The following is a 13,963-nucleotide window of genomic DNA, read 5'->3' as shown; positions in this document are numbered from 1 at the left end:
CCGGGCGACGACCTACACCGGGACCCGGACGGTGGCGGACGCGTTCCGCCCGCCCCACCGGCCCAGAGCAGAATCCGGCGCAGCGAAGAACGTCGCATGGAACGCCGCGACGACGGCGGCGAGGACGCCGAGGATCAACGGCACCGACACCATCGGGTGGGCGGCGATCGGCACGGCGAGGTACCGGTAGCTCAGCAGCAGCGCGGCGAACACGGCCGCGCCCCCGACGACCAGACGGATGCGGAACCGACCCCAGCCACGCTCGGGATCACGCAGCGCCGACTCGATGGTCAGGCACAGCACGACGCCCGCGACCAGGTCGACGGCGTAGTGGTAGCCGAAGCCGAGGGTCGCCATCAGCGTGCACACCAGCCAGAACGTGCCACCCCAGCGCAGCCAGCGCGGGCCGCTGCGGGTGTGCACGAAGATCGACAACGCCCACGCGGTGTGCAGGCTCGGCATGCAGTTGCGCGGGGCGCCGCCGTCGAACACGAAGGCCGTCGGGTCGGTGCCCGTCGGGATCGTCGTCGGCCAGTAGTCGCCGAGTTGGGCGCCCTGTCCCGCGGCGCCGAACGCGAAGTCCGGTCCGACGACCGGGAACACCAGGTAGAACAGCGGTCCGATCAGGCCGATGGCGAGGAAGGTGCGCACCAGGTGATGCGACGGCCACCCGCCCCGCAACTGGTAGAGGGCGACGGCGATTGCCGCGACGGGCAGTTCGATGTACACCCAGTGCAGGACGCCGTACCCGACGGGTCCGAGGGCGTCGACGACCTGACCCATCACCCACGACGGCGCACCGAACGCACGGTCCGCGAGCTCGACATACTGGTCGAGGACGGCGGGCCGGGCCATGACGGTGATCTGCAGCCAGACGTCACCGATCTTCGTCGCGGCGATGAGGAGTGCGCCGAGTCCGGCGCCGAGCAGGGCGCTGCTGCGCTGCGGCTCGGTCCAGCGCCACGCCGCGACCACGGCGATGCCGGCGAGCACCCAGGTCGGGCCGTTCCCGACCCCGAACGGTCCGTCCGTCACCGCCCGCCCGGCGACGAACACCACGTCGATTCCGACTGCGGCGGCGACAGCCAGCACACGCTGTCGATTGGTCAGCCCGACCAGTCCGAGCGCGAGACCGGCCCACGGCACCGACATGGACTTGGGTGTGCCGACGAAGTCGCGGGCGAGGGAGTCGAGTGGGCCTTCGAAACCGGAGCGGCTGGCCACGATCTGCAGCACGATCATCGCCACGACCACCGCGGTTGCGGCGGCCAACGCGATCGCGGGACCCGTACCCGGTCGACGCCAGGGCGTCTCGGTGGGTGAATCCTCGATCAGCACCCGTACATAGTAAAGGGCGTGTGAACAGCGGATTGACGTTGCCGGTCGGACAACTGGACGGTCGGATCCCCGGCGTCAGGCCCGCAGCTCGTTCACCAGCGCGTCGACGACTCCCGTGAGGTCACCCCGACCGGCCACGGCGACGCGCCGCTGACGCTGGTAGGACGCACCACGACGCGGTATGTCCTCGACCGCGGCGAGTTCGCGCTCACACCCGAGGTCGCGCGCGACGGGTGCCAGGTCCTCGAGCAGGTCGTGCAGATCGTCGGTGACGAGGCGTTCGTTGCTGTCGGCGTCGAGGATGACCTCGGCGTCGAGCCCGTACCGCGCCGCCCGCCACTTGTTCTCCTGAACGTGCCACGGCGGCATCCCGGGCAGGTCGAGCCCCGCCTCGAGCCTGCGGTCGAAGTACACGACCAGGCAGTGGATCAACGCGACCAGCGCTTCGAGTTCGGCCCACGTCGACACCCCGTCGCACACCCTGATCTCGACCGTGCCCCACTTGGGCGCCGGCCGGATGTCCCAGTGCAAGGCCTCGAGCCGTTCGATGACGCCGGTCTTCATCTGGTCGTGCACGAAACCCTCGAACTGCGACCAGGTCTCGAACTGGAACGGCAGACCCGCCGTCGGCAACTGCTGGAACATCAGGGCCCGGTTACTGGCATAGCCGGTGTCGACACCCGCCCACATCGGCGACGAAGCCGACAGTGCCAGCAGGTGCGGGTACTTCACCAGCAGCGCGTTGATGATCGGGAAGACCTTCTCCGCCGACGAAACACCGACGTGCACGTGCACTCCCCAGATCAGCATCTGGCGGCCCCACCACTGGGTCCGGTTGATCATCTCGTCGTAGTGCGGATTCGGGGTGACCTGCTGCGCCGACCACTGCGCGAACGGGTGCGTGCCCGCACACATCAACTCGACCTTCTCGCGCTCGGCCGCACGGCGCAGCAGCGTCATCGTCTCGCGGAGATCGTCCATCGCCTGACCGGTGGTGTCGCAGACGCCGGTGACGAGTTCGACCGTGTTCCGCAGGAATTCCTTGTGCAGGCGCGGCTGCGCGCCGTCCGCCAATTCGCCGGCGGCAGCCAGGACCTGCGCAGCCGTGTTGGACAGGTCGCGGGTGATCGGGTCGATCAGCGCGACCTCCCATTCGACACCGATCGTCGGCCGGGGTGAACCGGCGAAGGGAACAGCCACAGCGAAATCCAACCACAGTGCAGACGACGACGCCGCGACGGGGAACCGGCCTGTGGCCGGTGTCATCGTCGCGGCGTCGCGTGCTGTTGCGGGGTGTCCTACTTGATGACGCCGCAGGCGACACGGGAGCCCGCGTCACCGGTGTCGAGCGTGGCCTGGTCCGGCGCAGGCGCGTACCGCGTCGGGATGTTCGCGAAGTTGTCCGCACCGGAGTGCACGACGATCGCGGTGCCCTTGTCGTGGTTCTGCAGATCCTCGACGGTGAACGCGTCAGTGGTGGTGGTCAGGTTCGCGGTGCCGTCCTCGAGGACGAACAGCGACGGCAGGTCGCCGCTCGCGGGATGTCCGGTGTGGCCCTCGACCTTCAGGTGTCCGCCCGCGGACGTGAAATCGCCTTCGCAGCTGCCGACCGAGTGAATGTGCAGACCGTGGAAGCCCGGCTCGAGACCGTTGGCCGCGACCGTGACGACGACGGTGTCACCGTCACCGACGAAGGTGGCGGTACCCGCAGCCTTGCCGTCTGCGCCCTTGAGGACGGTGTTCAGCCGGCTGGTCGCACCCGCGCCGTGCCCGTCGCCCTCGGAGCCGTGGTCGGCAGGCGCGGCCTGACCGGTCCACACTGCGGGGGTGGTGCCGGGAACGTCGCTGGCCTCCTGGTTCGGGGGGCTGCACGCGGTGAGACCGAGGGCCGCGATCGCGACCATCGGGGCGACGACGCGCAGGGACACGCGGCCTGACCGGGTCGTCTGTGAATCGCGTCGGGTAAGCAAGGCCATCAAACCGCTCCTTCGAGGTGGGCTGGAAGTGCACTGATCATAGCCAGCCAGAAGAAGCGACCTTCCGGTGGTCTACGACGTCGCATAGTTGACCCGACTGTGAGCTGCGCTAGGACGCGGTGACGATGACGATCACACCGGGAGAAGCCGACGCGATACCGGAGAAACGCTGCTCGGCGGTGACACCGAGTTCCGCTGCGATCTCCTGGGCGGCCTTCTTCTCCGCTGCCGAGTTCGCGGAGTAGTAGACCGTGGTCTTCGCGACGTTGCCGCTGCTGTAGTTACCCGTCTCGGCCACGGTCCACCCACCGGACTCGAGGGTGCTCGCGGTATCCGCGGCGAGACCGCTGATCGTGCTGTTGTTGAAGACCCGCACCGGAACGGAGGACTTGTCGGCTGTGGTGGCGGACGCCGCCTGCGCGGAAACCGACGTCGCGGCGGCGTTCGTGGTGGGGGGCGTCGTCGTCGGCCGCGCCGACGCGCCTGGGGAGTTCGGGGCCGCCGTCACCGGCGCCACACTCGGGACGACGTCAGTGGCCTGCGCGTCGGACCCGGAATCGGAGAGACTCATCGCGCCGATACCGGCAAACGCGATCGCGAGGGCGATCAGGACCATCGCGAGGGCGCGAAGCGGGGGTCCCGACGGTGCCTGCTGCGGGGTGCTCACGGCGTCGACCTTACGTGACGTCGAATCCGAGCCGCCTCGCCGCGCGCGCCTTCTGCCTGCTCGCCCGCAGGCGACGCAGCCTTTTGACGAGCATCGGGTCGGCGGCGAGGGCTTCCGGCCGGTCGACTAGCGCGTTGAGCACCTGGTAGTAGCGGGTGGCGGACATCTGGAACAGTTCCTTGATGGCGTCTTCCTTCGCGCCCGCGTACTTCCACCACTGGCGTTCGAAGGCCAGGATGTCGTGATCGCGGCGGCTGAGTCCGTCCGCGCCGACCTCGTCGACGTCCTGCTGGTCGGTGGGCTGCGAATTCCGGCTACGCGCGACTGCGCCGTCCATCTCACTCCTCAACGTCGAGCACCCGCCCCGAGCTCGGCCGGGTCCGAAGCACCCCGTCGACCCGAACCGGCTCCGACCGGGGCGAACGAATTACAACCCTGTACTTCCGCAGTCATTCAACCACGGTGGCCGCGCCCGGTCAGGGTTCCCGGCCGGGCGCGTCGCAGGTGTCACACACAACGCGCGCGGAGGTGACGTACACAACCGCCGACCACCGGTCCCCGGTCACGCCGCAGACCACCACTATCCTTTGCCGCATGGCAATTCTTCCGATCGTGATCGTGGGCGACCCGGTACTGCACCAGCCGACGCAACCGGTCACGCAGCCGCTTTCCGAAATCGCCGAGCTCGTCGGCGACATGTACGACACGATGGACGCCGCGAACGGTGTCGGTCTCGCCGCCAACCAGGTGGGTGTGGCGCTGCGCCTGTTCGTCTACGACTGCCCCGACTACGACGCCGACCCGAAGGACGGCGCCCGCAGGCGCGGCGAGGTGATCAACCCGGTGCTCGAGACGTCCGAGATCCCGGAGACCATGCCCGACCCCGACGACGACGAGGAAGGCTGCCTGTCCGTGCCGGGCGAGCAGTTCCCGACCGGTCGCGCGAACTGGGCGAAGGTCACTGGTGTGGACCGCAACGGCGATCCCGTCACGATCGAGGGAACCGGATTCTTCGCGCGGATGCTGCAGCACGAGGTCGGCCACCTCGACGGCTTCCTGTACACGGACATGCTGATCGGACGGTACAAGCGGGCGGCCAAGAAGATCATCAAGCGGTCCGGCTGGGGCGTCCCCGGCCTGGACTGGACCCCTGGGACGGTCGAGGACCCTTTCGGCCACGATGAGTGACACCCGGCCGGCGGGAGGCAGGCACCACCGGCGGATTCGTGACACCCCCGAGGCCACAGCCGCACTCTGGACCACGGCCGTGGGTGTACAGCCGGCGATCGCGGCAACCGAACCGGCAATCGCCTCCGCCGCGCGGTCGGCCGTCGCCTCCGCCGCGCAGTCGGCCGTCGATGTCGAGCAGTCGGCCGCTGCCGGCCCCCTGGAGCCGGAGGTTCCTGCCGCCGCGCCGGTCGTTGCTGCCCCCGCGGAGCCGGAGGCTCCTGCCGCCGCCGAGCCGGAGGTTCCTGCCGCCGCGCCGTCGACTGTTGCCGCGACCACGCCTCCGGGACCGCGTCCTGGCAGTCGGGTTGTGATGCGGTACAAGCTGCCTCCCGGCTACCCGCAGCCGCTGACGGACGTCATCGGAGAACTCGTCAGCGTGTCACCCGCGGTCGTCGTCGTCCGCGCCCAGGACGGCCGTGTCGTCCAGGTCTCCCCCGACCAGGTGGTCGCGCTCAAGGAGCTCGGCGCCCGTCCTGTCGCGACACGGGAGATCCGGTCGCTCGAGCTGGCCGCGGCCGACGGCTGGCCGGGCACCGAGCAGGCATGGATCGACGGCTGGCTGGTCCGATCGGGTCACGGGTTCACCCGACGCGCCAACGCTGCGGCTCCGCTCGGGAACGCACAGCGAATGGGCAATCTGCACTCCGGAGAGACCCTCGACCGGTTGCGCGCCTGGTTCGCCGCGCATGATCAGCCACTGACGTTGCTGCTTCCCGACCGGCTCGGCGCCGCCCCCACAGGATGGACGGAGTCGCCGGAGGTGCAGGTGATGGCCGCCGACATCGAGAATCTGACGCTGCCGAACGGGGAGTCGGCCGTGACGGTGAGCGATGCGCCGGACCCCCAATGGCTGGCCACGTACCACTACCGGGGCGCACCGCTGCCCGACTCCGCGGCCGCCGTGCTCACCGCGGTCAGCGAGGGTGAGGTCGCGTTCGGCGCGCTCGGCACTCCCGACACCGGTTTCCTGGCGATCGCGCGCGGCGCGGTGACGCAGGCTCCGGACGGCAGGCGCTGGGTGGGGCTGAGCGCGGTCGAGGTCGCGCCGGAGCACCGGCGTCGGGGACTGGGGATGCTGATCTGCGCGGAGATGATCCGCTGGGGACGCGACCGCGGAGCCACCCACACCTACGTCCAGGTCGAGGCGGACAACGCGGGCGCGATCGCGCTATACCGGACCCTCGGCCTCGTCGACCACCACCGCTACCGCTACGCCACCGCACCCTGATCGATCGCGAACGGTGAGGGGAACCCCGCCGGTCAGACCGGGTGTGGGTTCCCCTCACCCGGACGGCGGTGGTGTCGGAGGGCCGAACTACGCTGCGGGCATGCGATTGGCGACGTGGAACGTGAACTCGGTTCGGGCCCGGACGGACCGGATCGTGGACTGGCTGGTCCGCACCGACACGGACGTGCTCGCCATGCAGGAGACGAAGTGCCGGGACGACCAGTTCCCGACCGAACGGTTCACCGAACTCGGCTACGAGGTCGCCCACATCGGCCTGAGTCAGTGGAACGGTGTCGCGATCGTCTCCCGCATCGGTCTGGACGACGTCCAGGTCGGGTTCGAGGGCCAGCCGGGATTCGTCAAGCAGGTACCGGACAGCCTGGACGTCGCGACGCCGGTGGTCGAGGCCCGCGCGATCGGCGCGACGTGCGGCGGGGTTCGGGTGTGGAGTCTGTACGTGCCGAACGGCCGCGAGTTGGCCGACCCGCACTACGCGTACAAGCTGGACTGGCTCGCGACGCTGCGTGACGACGCCGCGAAGTGGCTCGCAGACGACCCGAACGCCCAGGTCGCGTTGGTCGGCGACTGGAATGTCGCGCCGACCGACGAGGACGTGTGGGATCCGGCGCTGTTCGACGGCAAGACGCACACGTCGCAGCCGGAGCGTGACGCGTTCGCCGCGTTCGAGGAGATCGGCTTCGCCGAGGTGACACGGCCGCACACCCCCGGCCCCGGCGTCTACACCTACTGGGACTACACCCAGTTGCGGTTCCCGAAGCGCCAGGGCATGCGGATCGACTTCCAGTACGCGTCACCTGCGCTCGCCGCGCGGGTCACCGGCGCGTCGATCGACCGCGAGGAGCGAAAGGGCAAGGGCGCCAGCGATCATGCGCCCGTCGTCGTCGAATTCGACTGAGCGCACGGCGAACGCGACGTCAGGCCTGGTCGTCGAGGAGTGCGAGGTACTCGGTGTGCGATCCGAGATAGCGCCGGACGTAGGTACACACCGGATGTAGGCGCCAACCCCGGACCCGGGACTCCTCGAGAACCTCGTGGACGAGGACTGCCGCCCATCCCCGGTCGCCGTACTCCTCCTTGACCACGGTGTGCATCAACGCGACCGAGGTCCCCGCAACCGGGGGGCTGTCGACGCCGTCGAGCCTGCGGTACCCGAGTATTCCGACCAGTTCGTCGCCGACCCACAGGTCGAATCGTGAGTGCGCAGGGTTGTCCTCGACCTGGGCCAGCGTCGGGTCGGCGCGCACGACGACCTCCTGCACCGACTCCCGGTCGTGGCTCCTCTTGAACATGCTGTCCATGGAAACAGCACTTTCGGTGACGTGCCCCTCACGGCGACAAGTTGTCGCCCATCCTTCGTCGAATCGTGGCCGAATCGCCGCCGGCGGTTCGGCGGTTCACACGGGGACGAGCAGGTCTCGGTACTCCGGATTCGCCACCACGAATCGCTGCAGATAGGTGCACACGGGCCGCACCTTCCAGCCGTTCTCGCGAGCGGTGTCGAGTGCGCGGCCGACCATCAGCGCGGCGAGCCCGCGGTGCCCGAAGTCCTCCACGATCACGGTGTGCTGGAAGGACACGATCGGAGTCCCGGCGCGCTTGGACCGGACGGGGCGACCGTCCGCCTCCATGTCCCAATAACCGAGGATGCCGACGATCTCGCCGTTGAGCCACAGCTCGAAACGGCTTTGACCTGCATTGTTTGTGACCTCGACGGTCGCCTTGTCCGTGAACATCCCCGGCACTCCCTAACCCACCTGTAACTAAAATGTGACCTACGCCACTATAGGTGAGGTCGGGTTGGCGTGACGCCGAACCACCGAAATCGGGCGCACGAATTGAGGGGCGGCGCCATGCCCTAGAGTCTGCGACGACAACTCAACAACCCACGGGGGCTCGCACCAGCGGGCTGAGAGGACGGCTAGCTCATCACGAGCGATCAGGGCCGTCGACCGTATGAACCTGACCGGGTAATGCCGGCGTAGGGAGAATCATGAGGGAGACCTCTGTCGTCTCGTCCGTCACCACGGGACCGATCGAAGGCAGCAGCAAGCAGTACGTCGACGCCGACGGAGTCACGGTCCCGGTGCGACGCGTCCACCTGAGCACCGGCGACCATCTGGACCTGTACGACACCTCCGGCCCGTACACGGACACGGACACGGACACGGTGATCGACCTCGACGCCGGCCTGCCGCAAGTGCGGGCATCGTGGCCGCGTCCCGCGGGTGCCACCACACAGCTCGGCTGGGCTCGTGCAGGCGTCCTCACCAAGGAGATGCTCTATTGCGCAGCCCGAGAGGGTGTTTCACCGGACGTGGTGCTCGACGAGGTCGCGGCGGGACGCGCCGTGATCCCCGCCAACCGCAATCACCCGGAGCTCGAACCGATGATCATCGGCAAGCGTTTCGCGGTGAAGGTGAACGCGAACATCGGCAACTCGGCGGTCAGCTCGTCCATCGCCGAGGAGGTCGAGAAGATGGTGTGGGCGACCCGGTGGGGCGCCGACACCATCATGGACCTGTCCACGGGCAGGAACATCCACGAGACGCGGGAGTGGATCCTGCGCAACTCCCCCGTCCCCGTCGGCACGGTGCCGATCTACCAGGCACTGGAGAAGGTCGGCGGCGATCCGACGAAGCTGACGTGGGAGTTGTACCGCGACACCGTGATCGAGCAGTGCGAGCAAGGCGTCGACTACATGACCGTGCACGCCGGGGTGCTGCTCCGGTACGTGCCGCTCGCGGCGAAGCGCGTCACCGGCATCGTCTCTCGCGGAGGCTCGATCATGGCAGCCTGGTGCCTGGCGCACCATCGGGAGTCCTTCCTGTACACGCATTTCGAGGAACTCTGCGACATTCTCGCCCGCTACGACGTGACGTTCTCGCTCGGAGACGGCCTCCGCCCCGGGTCGATCGCAGACGCCAACGACGAAGCCCAGTTCGCCGAACTCCGCACCCTCGGTGAGCTCACGAAGATCGCGAAATCGCATGGTGTGCAGGTGATGATCGAAGGTCCGGGACACGTCCCCATGCACAAGATCGTCGAGAACGTGCGGCTCGAGGAGGAACTGTGCGAGGAGGCGCCGTTCTACACCCTCGGACCGCTCGCCACCGACATCGCACCCGCCTACGACCACATCACCTCGGCCATCGGCGCGGCGATGATCGCGCAGGCCGGAACCGCGATGCTCTGCTACGTGACCCCGAAGGAGCACCTGGGACTGCCCAACCGGGACGACGTGAAGGTCGGCGTCATCACCTACAAGATCGCCGCGCACGCGGCCGATCTGGCGAAGGGGCATCCCGGGGCGCAGGAACGCGACGACGCCCTGTCCACGGCACGTTTCGAGTTCCGGTGGCGCGACCAGTTCGCGTTGTCCCTCGACCCGGACACGGCCCGCGAGTATCACGACGAGACGATGCCCGCCGAGCCCGCGAAGACCGCACACTTCTGCTCGATGTGCGGCCCGAAGTTCTGTTCGATGCGGATCTCGGCGGATGTCCGTGCGTACGCCGAGGAGCACGGCCTGACCGATGTCGCGGCTGTGGAGGCGGGGATGGCCGCGAAGTCCGACGAGTTCACCCGCAGCGGTGGGCAGGTGTACCTGCCTGTCGTTGCCTCCGATCGATAGGCTGTGTCGTTGTGAAGTTGTTGCCGCTGGCCCCCGACGGTCAGACCCCTGTTCGCGCCCTCACCATCGCAGGCACCGATTCCGGTGGCGGCGCGGGCATCCAGGCCGATTCCCGCACGATGGCGATGCTCGGCGTCCACGCCTGCGTCGCCGTCGCGGCGGTGACGGTGCAGAACTCGTTGGGCGTCAGCGGGTTTCACGAGATCCCTCCGGAGATCGTCGCCGACCAGGTGCGCAGCGTCGTCGGTGACATCGGGGTCAGCGGCGCGAAGACGGGCATGCTGGCGTCGACGGCGATCATCGAGTCCGTCGCCGCGGTCTGCACCGAGGTCGGGATCGGGCGGGACCAGCCCGTGCCGCTGGTCGTCGACCCGGTGTGTGCGTCGATGCACGGCGATCCGCTGCTGCACGCGGAGGCACTCGACGCCGTGCGGCACACCCTCATCCCGATCGCGTCGCTGGTGACACCGAATCTCGACGAGGTCCGGCTGATCACCGGCATCGACGTCGTCGACGACGCGTCCGCGCGGCGAGCGGCGGAGGCCCTGCACGAGCTCGGCGCGCAGTGGTCGCTGGTGAAGGGCGGGCACCTGCGCACGTCGACGGAGAGCCGCGACCTTCTGTTCGACGGGGAGACGTTCCACGAGTTCACCAGCCCGCGAATCGACACCGGCAACGATCACGGCGGTGGCGACACCCTCGCCGCGGCGATCGCGTCCGCGCTGGCGCACGGCCTCGAGATGCCCGAGGCCGTCGCGTTCGGCAAGCAGTGGGTCACCCGTTGCCTCCAGGCCTCGTACGACCTCGGCGCCGGGCACGGGCCGGCGTCGCCACTGTGGCGCCTGCGCGAGGCGCCCGACGCATCAGCGTGAGTAGTCCCTGAAGGTCATCACGAATCCGACCGCGACCACCGCCACCGCCACGATGTACACGGTGATCCGGAACCAGTAGGCCCCGACCCCGTAGTAGTTCACGGCGAAAGCACCGAACATCGCAGCCAGGATCAGGAGGATCCCGTAGAAGGGTGTGCGTTGTTCTCGATCAACCATGCATCCAGTGTCCGCGCCCACCGGTGCGTGTGGCAATGGCCGATTCAAGCCCTTTCGATGGTGTACATCTGCAGTCCGTCCGGCACACCGCGGGGCGCGCTGGAGAAGAATCCACGACGGTACGGCTGCGCGCGATAGCCCAGTTCGGCGAGCCGGTCGTGGCCGAGTGCGTCGAGAGTCGCGGAGGAGGCCATCGTCTTTCCGTCGCCGCCTGCCTGCATGACGCGGGCGGCGACGTTGACGTCGACTCCGAGCCAGTCGTCGCCGACCTGACGCGGAACGCCGGTGTGCAGGCCGACGCGCATGCGCGGCCGGTGGCCTGCGCAGTCGACGAGGGCGAGGGCGTCGCGGGCGGCGAACGCCGCGTCGAACGCGCGGTCGGGCCGCGGGAACACCGCCATCATCCCGTCGCCCATACGTTTGACCACGTGCCCTCCGTGCGCGGCGACGGGAGGTTCGATGGCCCGCGCCACGGCCCGCAACAGGTCGACGGTCGCTTCGTCGCCCGCGGCGAGCGCGTAGTCCGAGAAGCCGACGAGATCGGTGAACACGAGCGTCATCTCGCGGGTACCGCGACCTCGACCGGTGCGCTCGAGCAGCGCCTGCCACACCTGCAGCGCACCGAGCCCCACCTCGCGTGACGCCCCGGGGCTGTCGTCGAGGAGTCGGTCGGCGACGCGGGCGACGGCTCGCGCGCTGCCGGGGCCCGACGTGGACAGGGGATCACCGAAACCGGGGTCGCCGGGCAGCGCGCGACGGACCCGCCGCACCGCACCGACGACGCCGGGCGAGCTGTCCACAGCCCGTACCCAGGACAGTGCCGACGCGATCCGACCTCTGTCGTCCGGGATCTGAGGCTCCTCGGTCATCGGCAGAGTGTAACCATCGGTCACACACAGGCGCCTGATACGCCCGTGAGTCCGTTCGGCCCTCTGCGGGCAGAACGGACTCACGGGGAGAAACAGTGTCGACGGGTCCGAGTTCCTATGCGTCGCGGCGGTTGACCACGACCAGCGCCGCACCGAAGATCACGGCCACGAACGCGATGAAGTAGACGAGACTGCCCCACGGCCCCCAGTGCCAGTCGATGCCCTGATCGGAACCGAGGAAGTGGTTGGCGTTCGCGAACGGCAGGAACGGCTGGATCTCCCGTCCCACCTTGCCGAACAGTCCGAACAGTGACTCGATCAGCAGCGGCCACAGCAGCAGCAGGGCGATCGCACCCGCCGACTGCCTGAGCAACGACCCGACCGCGACGGCCAGCGCGACGCACAGCAGCGCGTAGATCGGCACCCCGTAGATCGCGCGCCACGCCTCGCCGCCCGACAGCGTCAGCAGGGCGCCGGCCTCGCTGCCCGCGGTGGCCTTCGCGATGGCGTAGGCGCCGAAGGTCAACAGGAACGTGAGCACCGCCCCGGACACTCCGATCAGCGCGGCCTTGGTCACGAGCACCGAGTCGCGCTTGGGTACCGCCTGGAAGGTCGTCCGGATGATCCCGAACCGGTACTCGCTGGTCACGGCGAGGGCGGCCAGGATCATCAACACGAGCACGCCGAACCCGGAGACGCCACCGACCGCGTCGGCCAGCGTCGGCAGGAACGGGTCGATGCCGGGGTTCTCACCGTTCGCGATCTGATCGTTGTACGCGTTCAGGCTGGCCTTCGACGTCAGGCCGATCACCGCTGCGAGACCGAGCCCGAGCGCGATGATCGCGACGGTGCACCACCACGGCGACTTCGTCGAGGTGAGCTTGATGCGTTCTGCTGTCACGACACCCATCAGAGCGCCCCTCCCATCACGTCGGCGTGGTACTGCACGTCGTCCCCGGTCAGTTTCATGAATGCGTCCTCCAGCGAGCCCCGCTGCGCGGACAGCTCGTGCAACACGATGCCGCTGTCGCCCGCGACCTGGCCGACGACCTCGGTCGTCGCACCGGAGACAACCAACGCCGAGGCCGCAGGCGCGCCGGACCCGTTACCGGAGACACCGTCCTCGCGGAACGCCAGCCCCGCGCCGGTCAGTGCCGCACGCAACGCGTCGAGCTGCGGGCTGCGTACCCGCACCCCGGCCTCGGACGCGCGGTCGACGAACGCCTGGACGGGCGAGTCGGAGATGAGCCGGCCACGGCCGATCACCACGAGATGCTCTGCGGTCAAAGCCATCTCGGACAGCAGGTGACTCGACACCAGAACCGTCCGGCCTTCCGCGGCGAGACGCTGCATGAACTTGCGGATCCAGACAATGCCTTCGGGGTCGAGACCGTTGACGGGCTCGTCGAAGAGCAGCACCTTCGGGTCACCGAGCAGTGCGCCCGCCAACCCCAGCCGCTGCGCCATGCCGAGCGAGAAACCGCCAGCCTTCTTCCCCGCGACCTCGGTCAGCCCGACCAGCCGCAGCACCTCGTCGACGCGTGAGCCCGGAATCCCGTTCGATGCGGCCATCCACTGCAGATGTGCCTTCGCGGAACGGTTCGGGTGCACCCACTTGGCGTCGAGCAGAGCTCCGACGGTGCGCAGCGGGTGCTTCAGTTCGCGGTACGACTGCCCGTCGATCAGTGCCTCGCCGGACGTCGGGCGGTCCAGTCCGAGGATCATCCGCATCGTCGTCGACTTGCCCGCCCCGTTCGGCCCCAGGAATCCGGTGACGATTCCGGGTCGAACACTGAACGTCAGATCGTCGACCGCCTTCACGTCCCCGAAGGTCTTGGTCAGTCCCCTCACTTCAATCATGACTGCCAGCATTCCGGAAATTCCGGGCGCGCACATCCACCGCAGGTCGCGCGCCGTGTCATCCCCGGGGATGACACGGCGTGTGTGCGTCTCG

At 68.7% G+C, this 13,963-nt stretch carries 16 protein-coding genes and 1 riboswitch; of the genes, 5 read left to right on the top strand and 11 right to left on the bottom strand.

Annotated features, from left to right (window positions below; genetic code table 11):
- Window positions 1-12: 12 nt before the first annotated feature.
- From RHCRD62_RS14860 to RHCRD62_RS14840, 5 genes are all read right to left on the bottom strand, one after another.
- Window positions 13-1,278 (bottom strand): phosphatase PAP2 family protein, encoded by a 1,266-nt coding sequence (locus RHCRD62_RS14860; RefSeq protein ID WP_301280725.1) that lies wholly within the window; start codon window positions 1,276-1,278, stop codon window positions 13-15.
- Between the two features lie 135 nt (window positions 1,279-1,413).
- Window positions 1,414-2,538, bottom strand: a complete 1,125-nt coding sequence (locus RHCRD62_RS14855) for a glutamate--cysteine ligase (RefSeq protein WP_050065828.1) — start codon at window positions 2,536-2,538, stop codon at window positions 1,414-1,416.
- 98 nt (window positions 2,539-2,636) lie between these two features.
- A complete protein-coding gene (locus RHCRD62_RS14850; protein ID WP_050065493.1) occupies window positions 2,637-3,314 on the bottom strand; it encodes a superoxide dismutase[Cu-Zn] in 678 nt (225 codons plus the stop codon).
- 109 nt (window positions 3,315-3,423) lie between these two features.
- Window positions 3,424-3,981, bottom strand: coding sequence for a LytR C-terminal domain-containing protein (locus RHCRD62_RS14845; RefSeq protein WP_050065492.1), 558 nt, complete (start codon window positions 3,979-3,981; stop codon window positions 3,424-3,426).
- A 10-nt stretch (window positions 3,982-3,991) separates the two neighbouring features.
- Window positions 3,992-4,318, bottom strand: a complete 327-nt coding sequence (locus tag RHCRD62_RS14840) for a nucleoid-associated protein NapA (RefSeq protein WP_050065491.1) — start codon at window positions 4,316-4,318, stop codon at window positions 3,992-3,994.
- A 257-nt stretch (window positions 4,319-4,575) separates the two neighbouring features.
- Here RHCRD62_RS14840 and RHCRD62_RS14835 point away from each other — a divergent pair, with 257 nt between their 5' ends.
- The 3 genes from RHCRD62_RS14835 (at window position 4,576) to RHCRD62_RS14825 (ending at window position 7,355) form a co-directional block, all read left to right on the top strand.
- Complete coding sequence (locus tag RHCRD62_RS14835) at window positions 4,576-5,169, top strand: peptide deformylase (protein WP_050065490.1); 594 nt, start codon at window positions 4,576-4,578, stop codon at window positions 5,167-5,169.
- Between the two features lie 352 nt (window positions 5,170-5,521).
- Window positions 5,522-6,439, top strand: coding sequence for an N-acetylglutamate synthase, CG3035 family (locus RHCRD62_RS14830; RefSeq protein ID WP_050065827.1), 918 nt, complete (start codon window positions 5,522-5,524; stop codon window positions 6,437-6,439).
- Between the two features lie 100 nt (window positions 6,440-6,539).
- On the top strand, window positions 6,540-7,355 hold the full coding sequence (locus tag RHCRD62_RS14825; protein ID WP_050065489.1) for an exodeoxyribonuclease III: 816 nt from the start codon (window positions 6,540-6,542) through the stop codon (window positions 7,353-7,355).
- Window positions 7,356-7,374: 19 nt separating this feature from the next.
- Here RHCRD62_RS14825 and RHCRD62_RS14820 read toward each other — a convergent pair whose 3' ends face one another.
- Window positions 7,375-7,749 carry a GNAT family N-acetyltransferase gene (locus RHCRD62_RS14820; protein ID WP_050065826.1) on the bottom strand — a complete coding sequence of 125 codons (375 nt, stop codon included), beginning with the start codon at window positions 7,747-7,749 and terminating at the stop codon, window positions 7,375-7,377.
- Between the two features lie 105 nt (window positions 7,750-7,854).
- Window positions 7,855-8,193 (bottom strand): GNAT family N-acetyltransferase, encoded by a 339-nt coding sequence (locus tag RHCRD62_RS14815; protein ID WP_050065488.1) that lies wholly within the window; start codon window positions 8,191-8,193, stop codon window positions 7,855-7,857.
- A 142-nt stretch (window positions 8,194-8,335) separates the two neighbouring features.
- A riboswitch (TPP riboswitch) is annotated at window positions 8,336-8,462 on the top strand.
- On the opposite strand from RHCRD62_RS14815, the gene thiC reads away from it, so the two are divergent.
- The gene (gene thiC / locus RHCRD62_RS14810; protein ID WP_050065487.1) at window positions 8,451-10,091 is read left to right on the top strand and encodes a phosphomethylpyrimidine synthase ThiC; all 1,641 of its coding nucleotides are present in this window, start codon (window positions 8,451-8,453) and stop codon (window positions 10,089-10,091) included. It overlaps the preceding riboswitch by 12 nt.
- Before the next feature lie 11 nt (window positions 10,092-10,102).
- Window positions 10,103-10,963 (top strand): bifunctional hydroxymethylpyrimidine kinase/phosphomethylpyrimidine kinase, encoded by an 861-nt coding sequence (gene thiD, locus RHCRD62_RS14805; protein ID WP_050065486.1) that lies wholly within the window; start codon window positions 10,103-10,105, stop codon window positions 10,961-10,963.
- On the opposite strand, the gene RHCRD62_RS14800 is transcribed toward thiD, so the two are convergent.
- From RHCRD62_RS14800 to RHCRD62_RS14785, 4 genes are all read right to left on the bottom strand, one after another.
- A complete protein-coding gene (locus RHCRD62_RS14800) occupies window positions 10,955-11,140 on the bottom strand; it encodes a hypothetical protein (protein WP_050065825.1) in 186 nt (61 codons plus the stop codon). The genes thiD and RHCRD62_RS14800 overlap by 9 nt on opposite strands.
- A gap of 44 nt (window positions 11,141-11,184) precedes the next feature.
- Window positions 11,185-12,009, bottom strand: a complete 825-nt coding sequence (locus RHCRD62_RS14795) for an adenylate/guanylate cyclase domain-containing protein (protein WP_050065485.1) — start codon at window positions 12,007-12,009, stop codon at window positions 11,185-11,187.
- A gap of 115 nt (window positions 12,010-12,124) precedes the next feature.
- Window positions 12,125-12,919, bottom strand: a complete 795-nt coding sequence (locus tag RHCRD62_RS14790) for an ABC transporter permease (RefSeq protein WP_050065484.1) — start codon at window positions 12,917-12,919, stop codon at window positions 12,125-12,127.
- On the bottom strand, window positions 12,919-13,869 hold the full coding sequence (locus RHCRD62_RS14785) for an ABC transporter ATP-binding protein (RefSeq protein ID WP_050065824.1): 951 nt from the start codon (window positions 13,867-13,869) through the stop codon (window positions 12,919-12,921). Before RHCRD62_RS14785 ends, RHCRD62_RS14790 begins: the two co-directional genes overlap by 1 nt.
- Between the last annotated feature and the right edge of the window lie 94 nt (window positions 13,870-13,963).

It is taken from the genome of Rhodococcus sp. RD6.2 (assembly GCF_001040705.1).
Classification (GTDB): domain Bacteria; phylum Actinomycetota; class Actinomycetes; order Mycobacteriales; family Mycobacteriaceae; genus Rhodococcus_G.
The sequence above is the reverse complement of the archived record's forward strand: the minus strand, read 5'-3'. Positions and strand labels throughout refer to the sequence as shown.

What these genes read in the sequence shown, in the direction of transcription:
- RHCRD62_RS14790 (WP_050065484.1), bottom strand. Translation starts at nt 12,919, where the DNA reads ATGGGTGTCGTGACAGCAGAACGCATCAAGCTCACCTCGACGAAGTCG.
- RHCRD62_RS14815 (WP_050065488.1), bottom strand. Translation starts at nt 8,193, where the DNA reads ATGTTCACGGACAAGGCGACCGTCGAGGTCACAAACAATGCAGGTCAA.
- thiC (WP_050065487.1), top strand. Translation starts at nt 8,451, where the DNA reads ATGAGGGAGACCTCTGTCGTCTCGTCCGTCACCACGGGACCGATCGAA.
- RHCRD62_RS14795 (WP_050065485.1), bottom strand. Translation starts at nt 12,009, where the DNA reads ATGACCGAGGAGCCTCAGATCCCGGACGACAGAGGTCGGATCGCGTCG.
- RHCRD62_RS14800 (WP_050065825.1), bottom strand. Translation starts at nt 11,140, where the DNA reads ATGGTTGATCGAGAACAACGCACACCCTTCTACGGGATCCTCCTGATC.
- RHCRD62_RS14850 (WP_050065493.1), bottom strand. Translation starts at nt 3,314, where the DNA reads ATGGCCTTGCTTACCCGACGCGATTCACAGACGACCCGGTCAGGCCGC.
- RHCRD62_RS14820 (WP_050065826.1), bottom strand. Translation starts at nt 7,749, where the DNA reads ATGTTCAAGAGGAGCCACGACCGGGAGTCGGTGCAGGAGGTCGTCGTG.
- RHCRD62_RS14835 (WP_050065490.1), top strand. Translation starts at nt 4,576, where the DNA reads ATGGCAATTCTTCCGATCGTGATCGTGGGCGACCCGGTACTGCACCAG.
- RHCRD62_RS14785 (WP_050065824.1), bottom strand. Translation starts at nt 13,869, where the DNA reads ATGATTGAAGTGAGGGGACTGACCAAGACCTTCGGGGACGTGAAGGCG.
- RHCRD62_RS14840 (WP_050065491.1), bottom strand. Translation starts at nt 4,318, where the DNA reads ATGGACGGCGCAGTCGCGCGTAGCCGGAATTCGCAGCCCACCGACCAG.
- RHCRD62_RS14825 (WP_050065489.1), top strand. Translation starts at nt 6,540, where the DNA reads ATGCGATTGGCGACGTGGAACGTGAACTCGGTTCGGGCCCGGACGGAC.
- RHCRD62_RS14830 (WP_050065827.1), top strand. Translation starts at nt 5,522, where the DNA reads ATGCGGTACAAGCTGCCTCCCGGCTACCCGCAGCCGCTGACGGACGTC.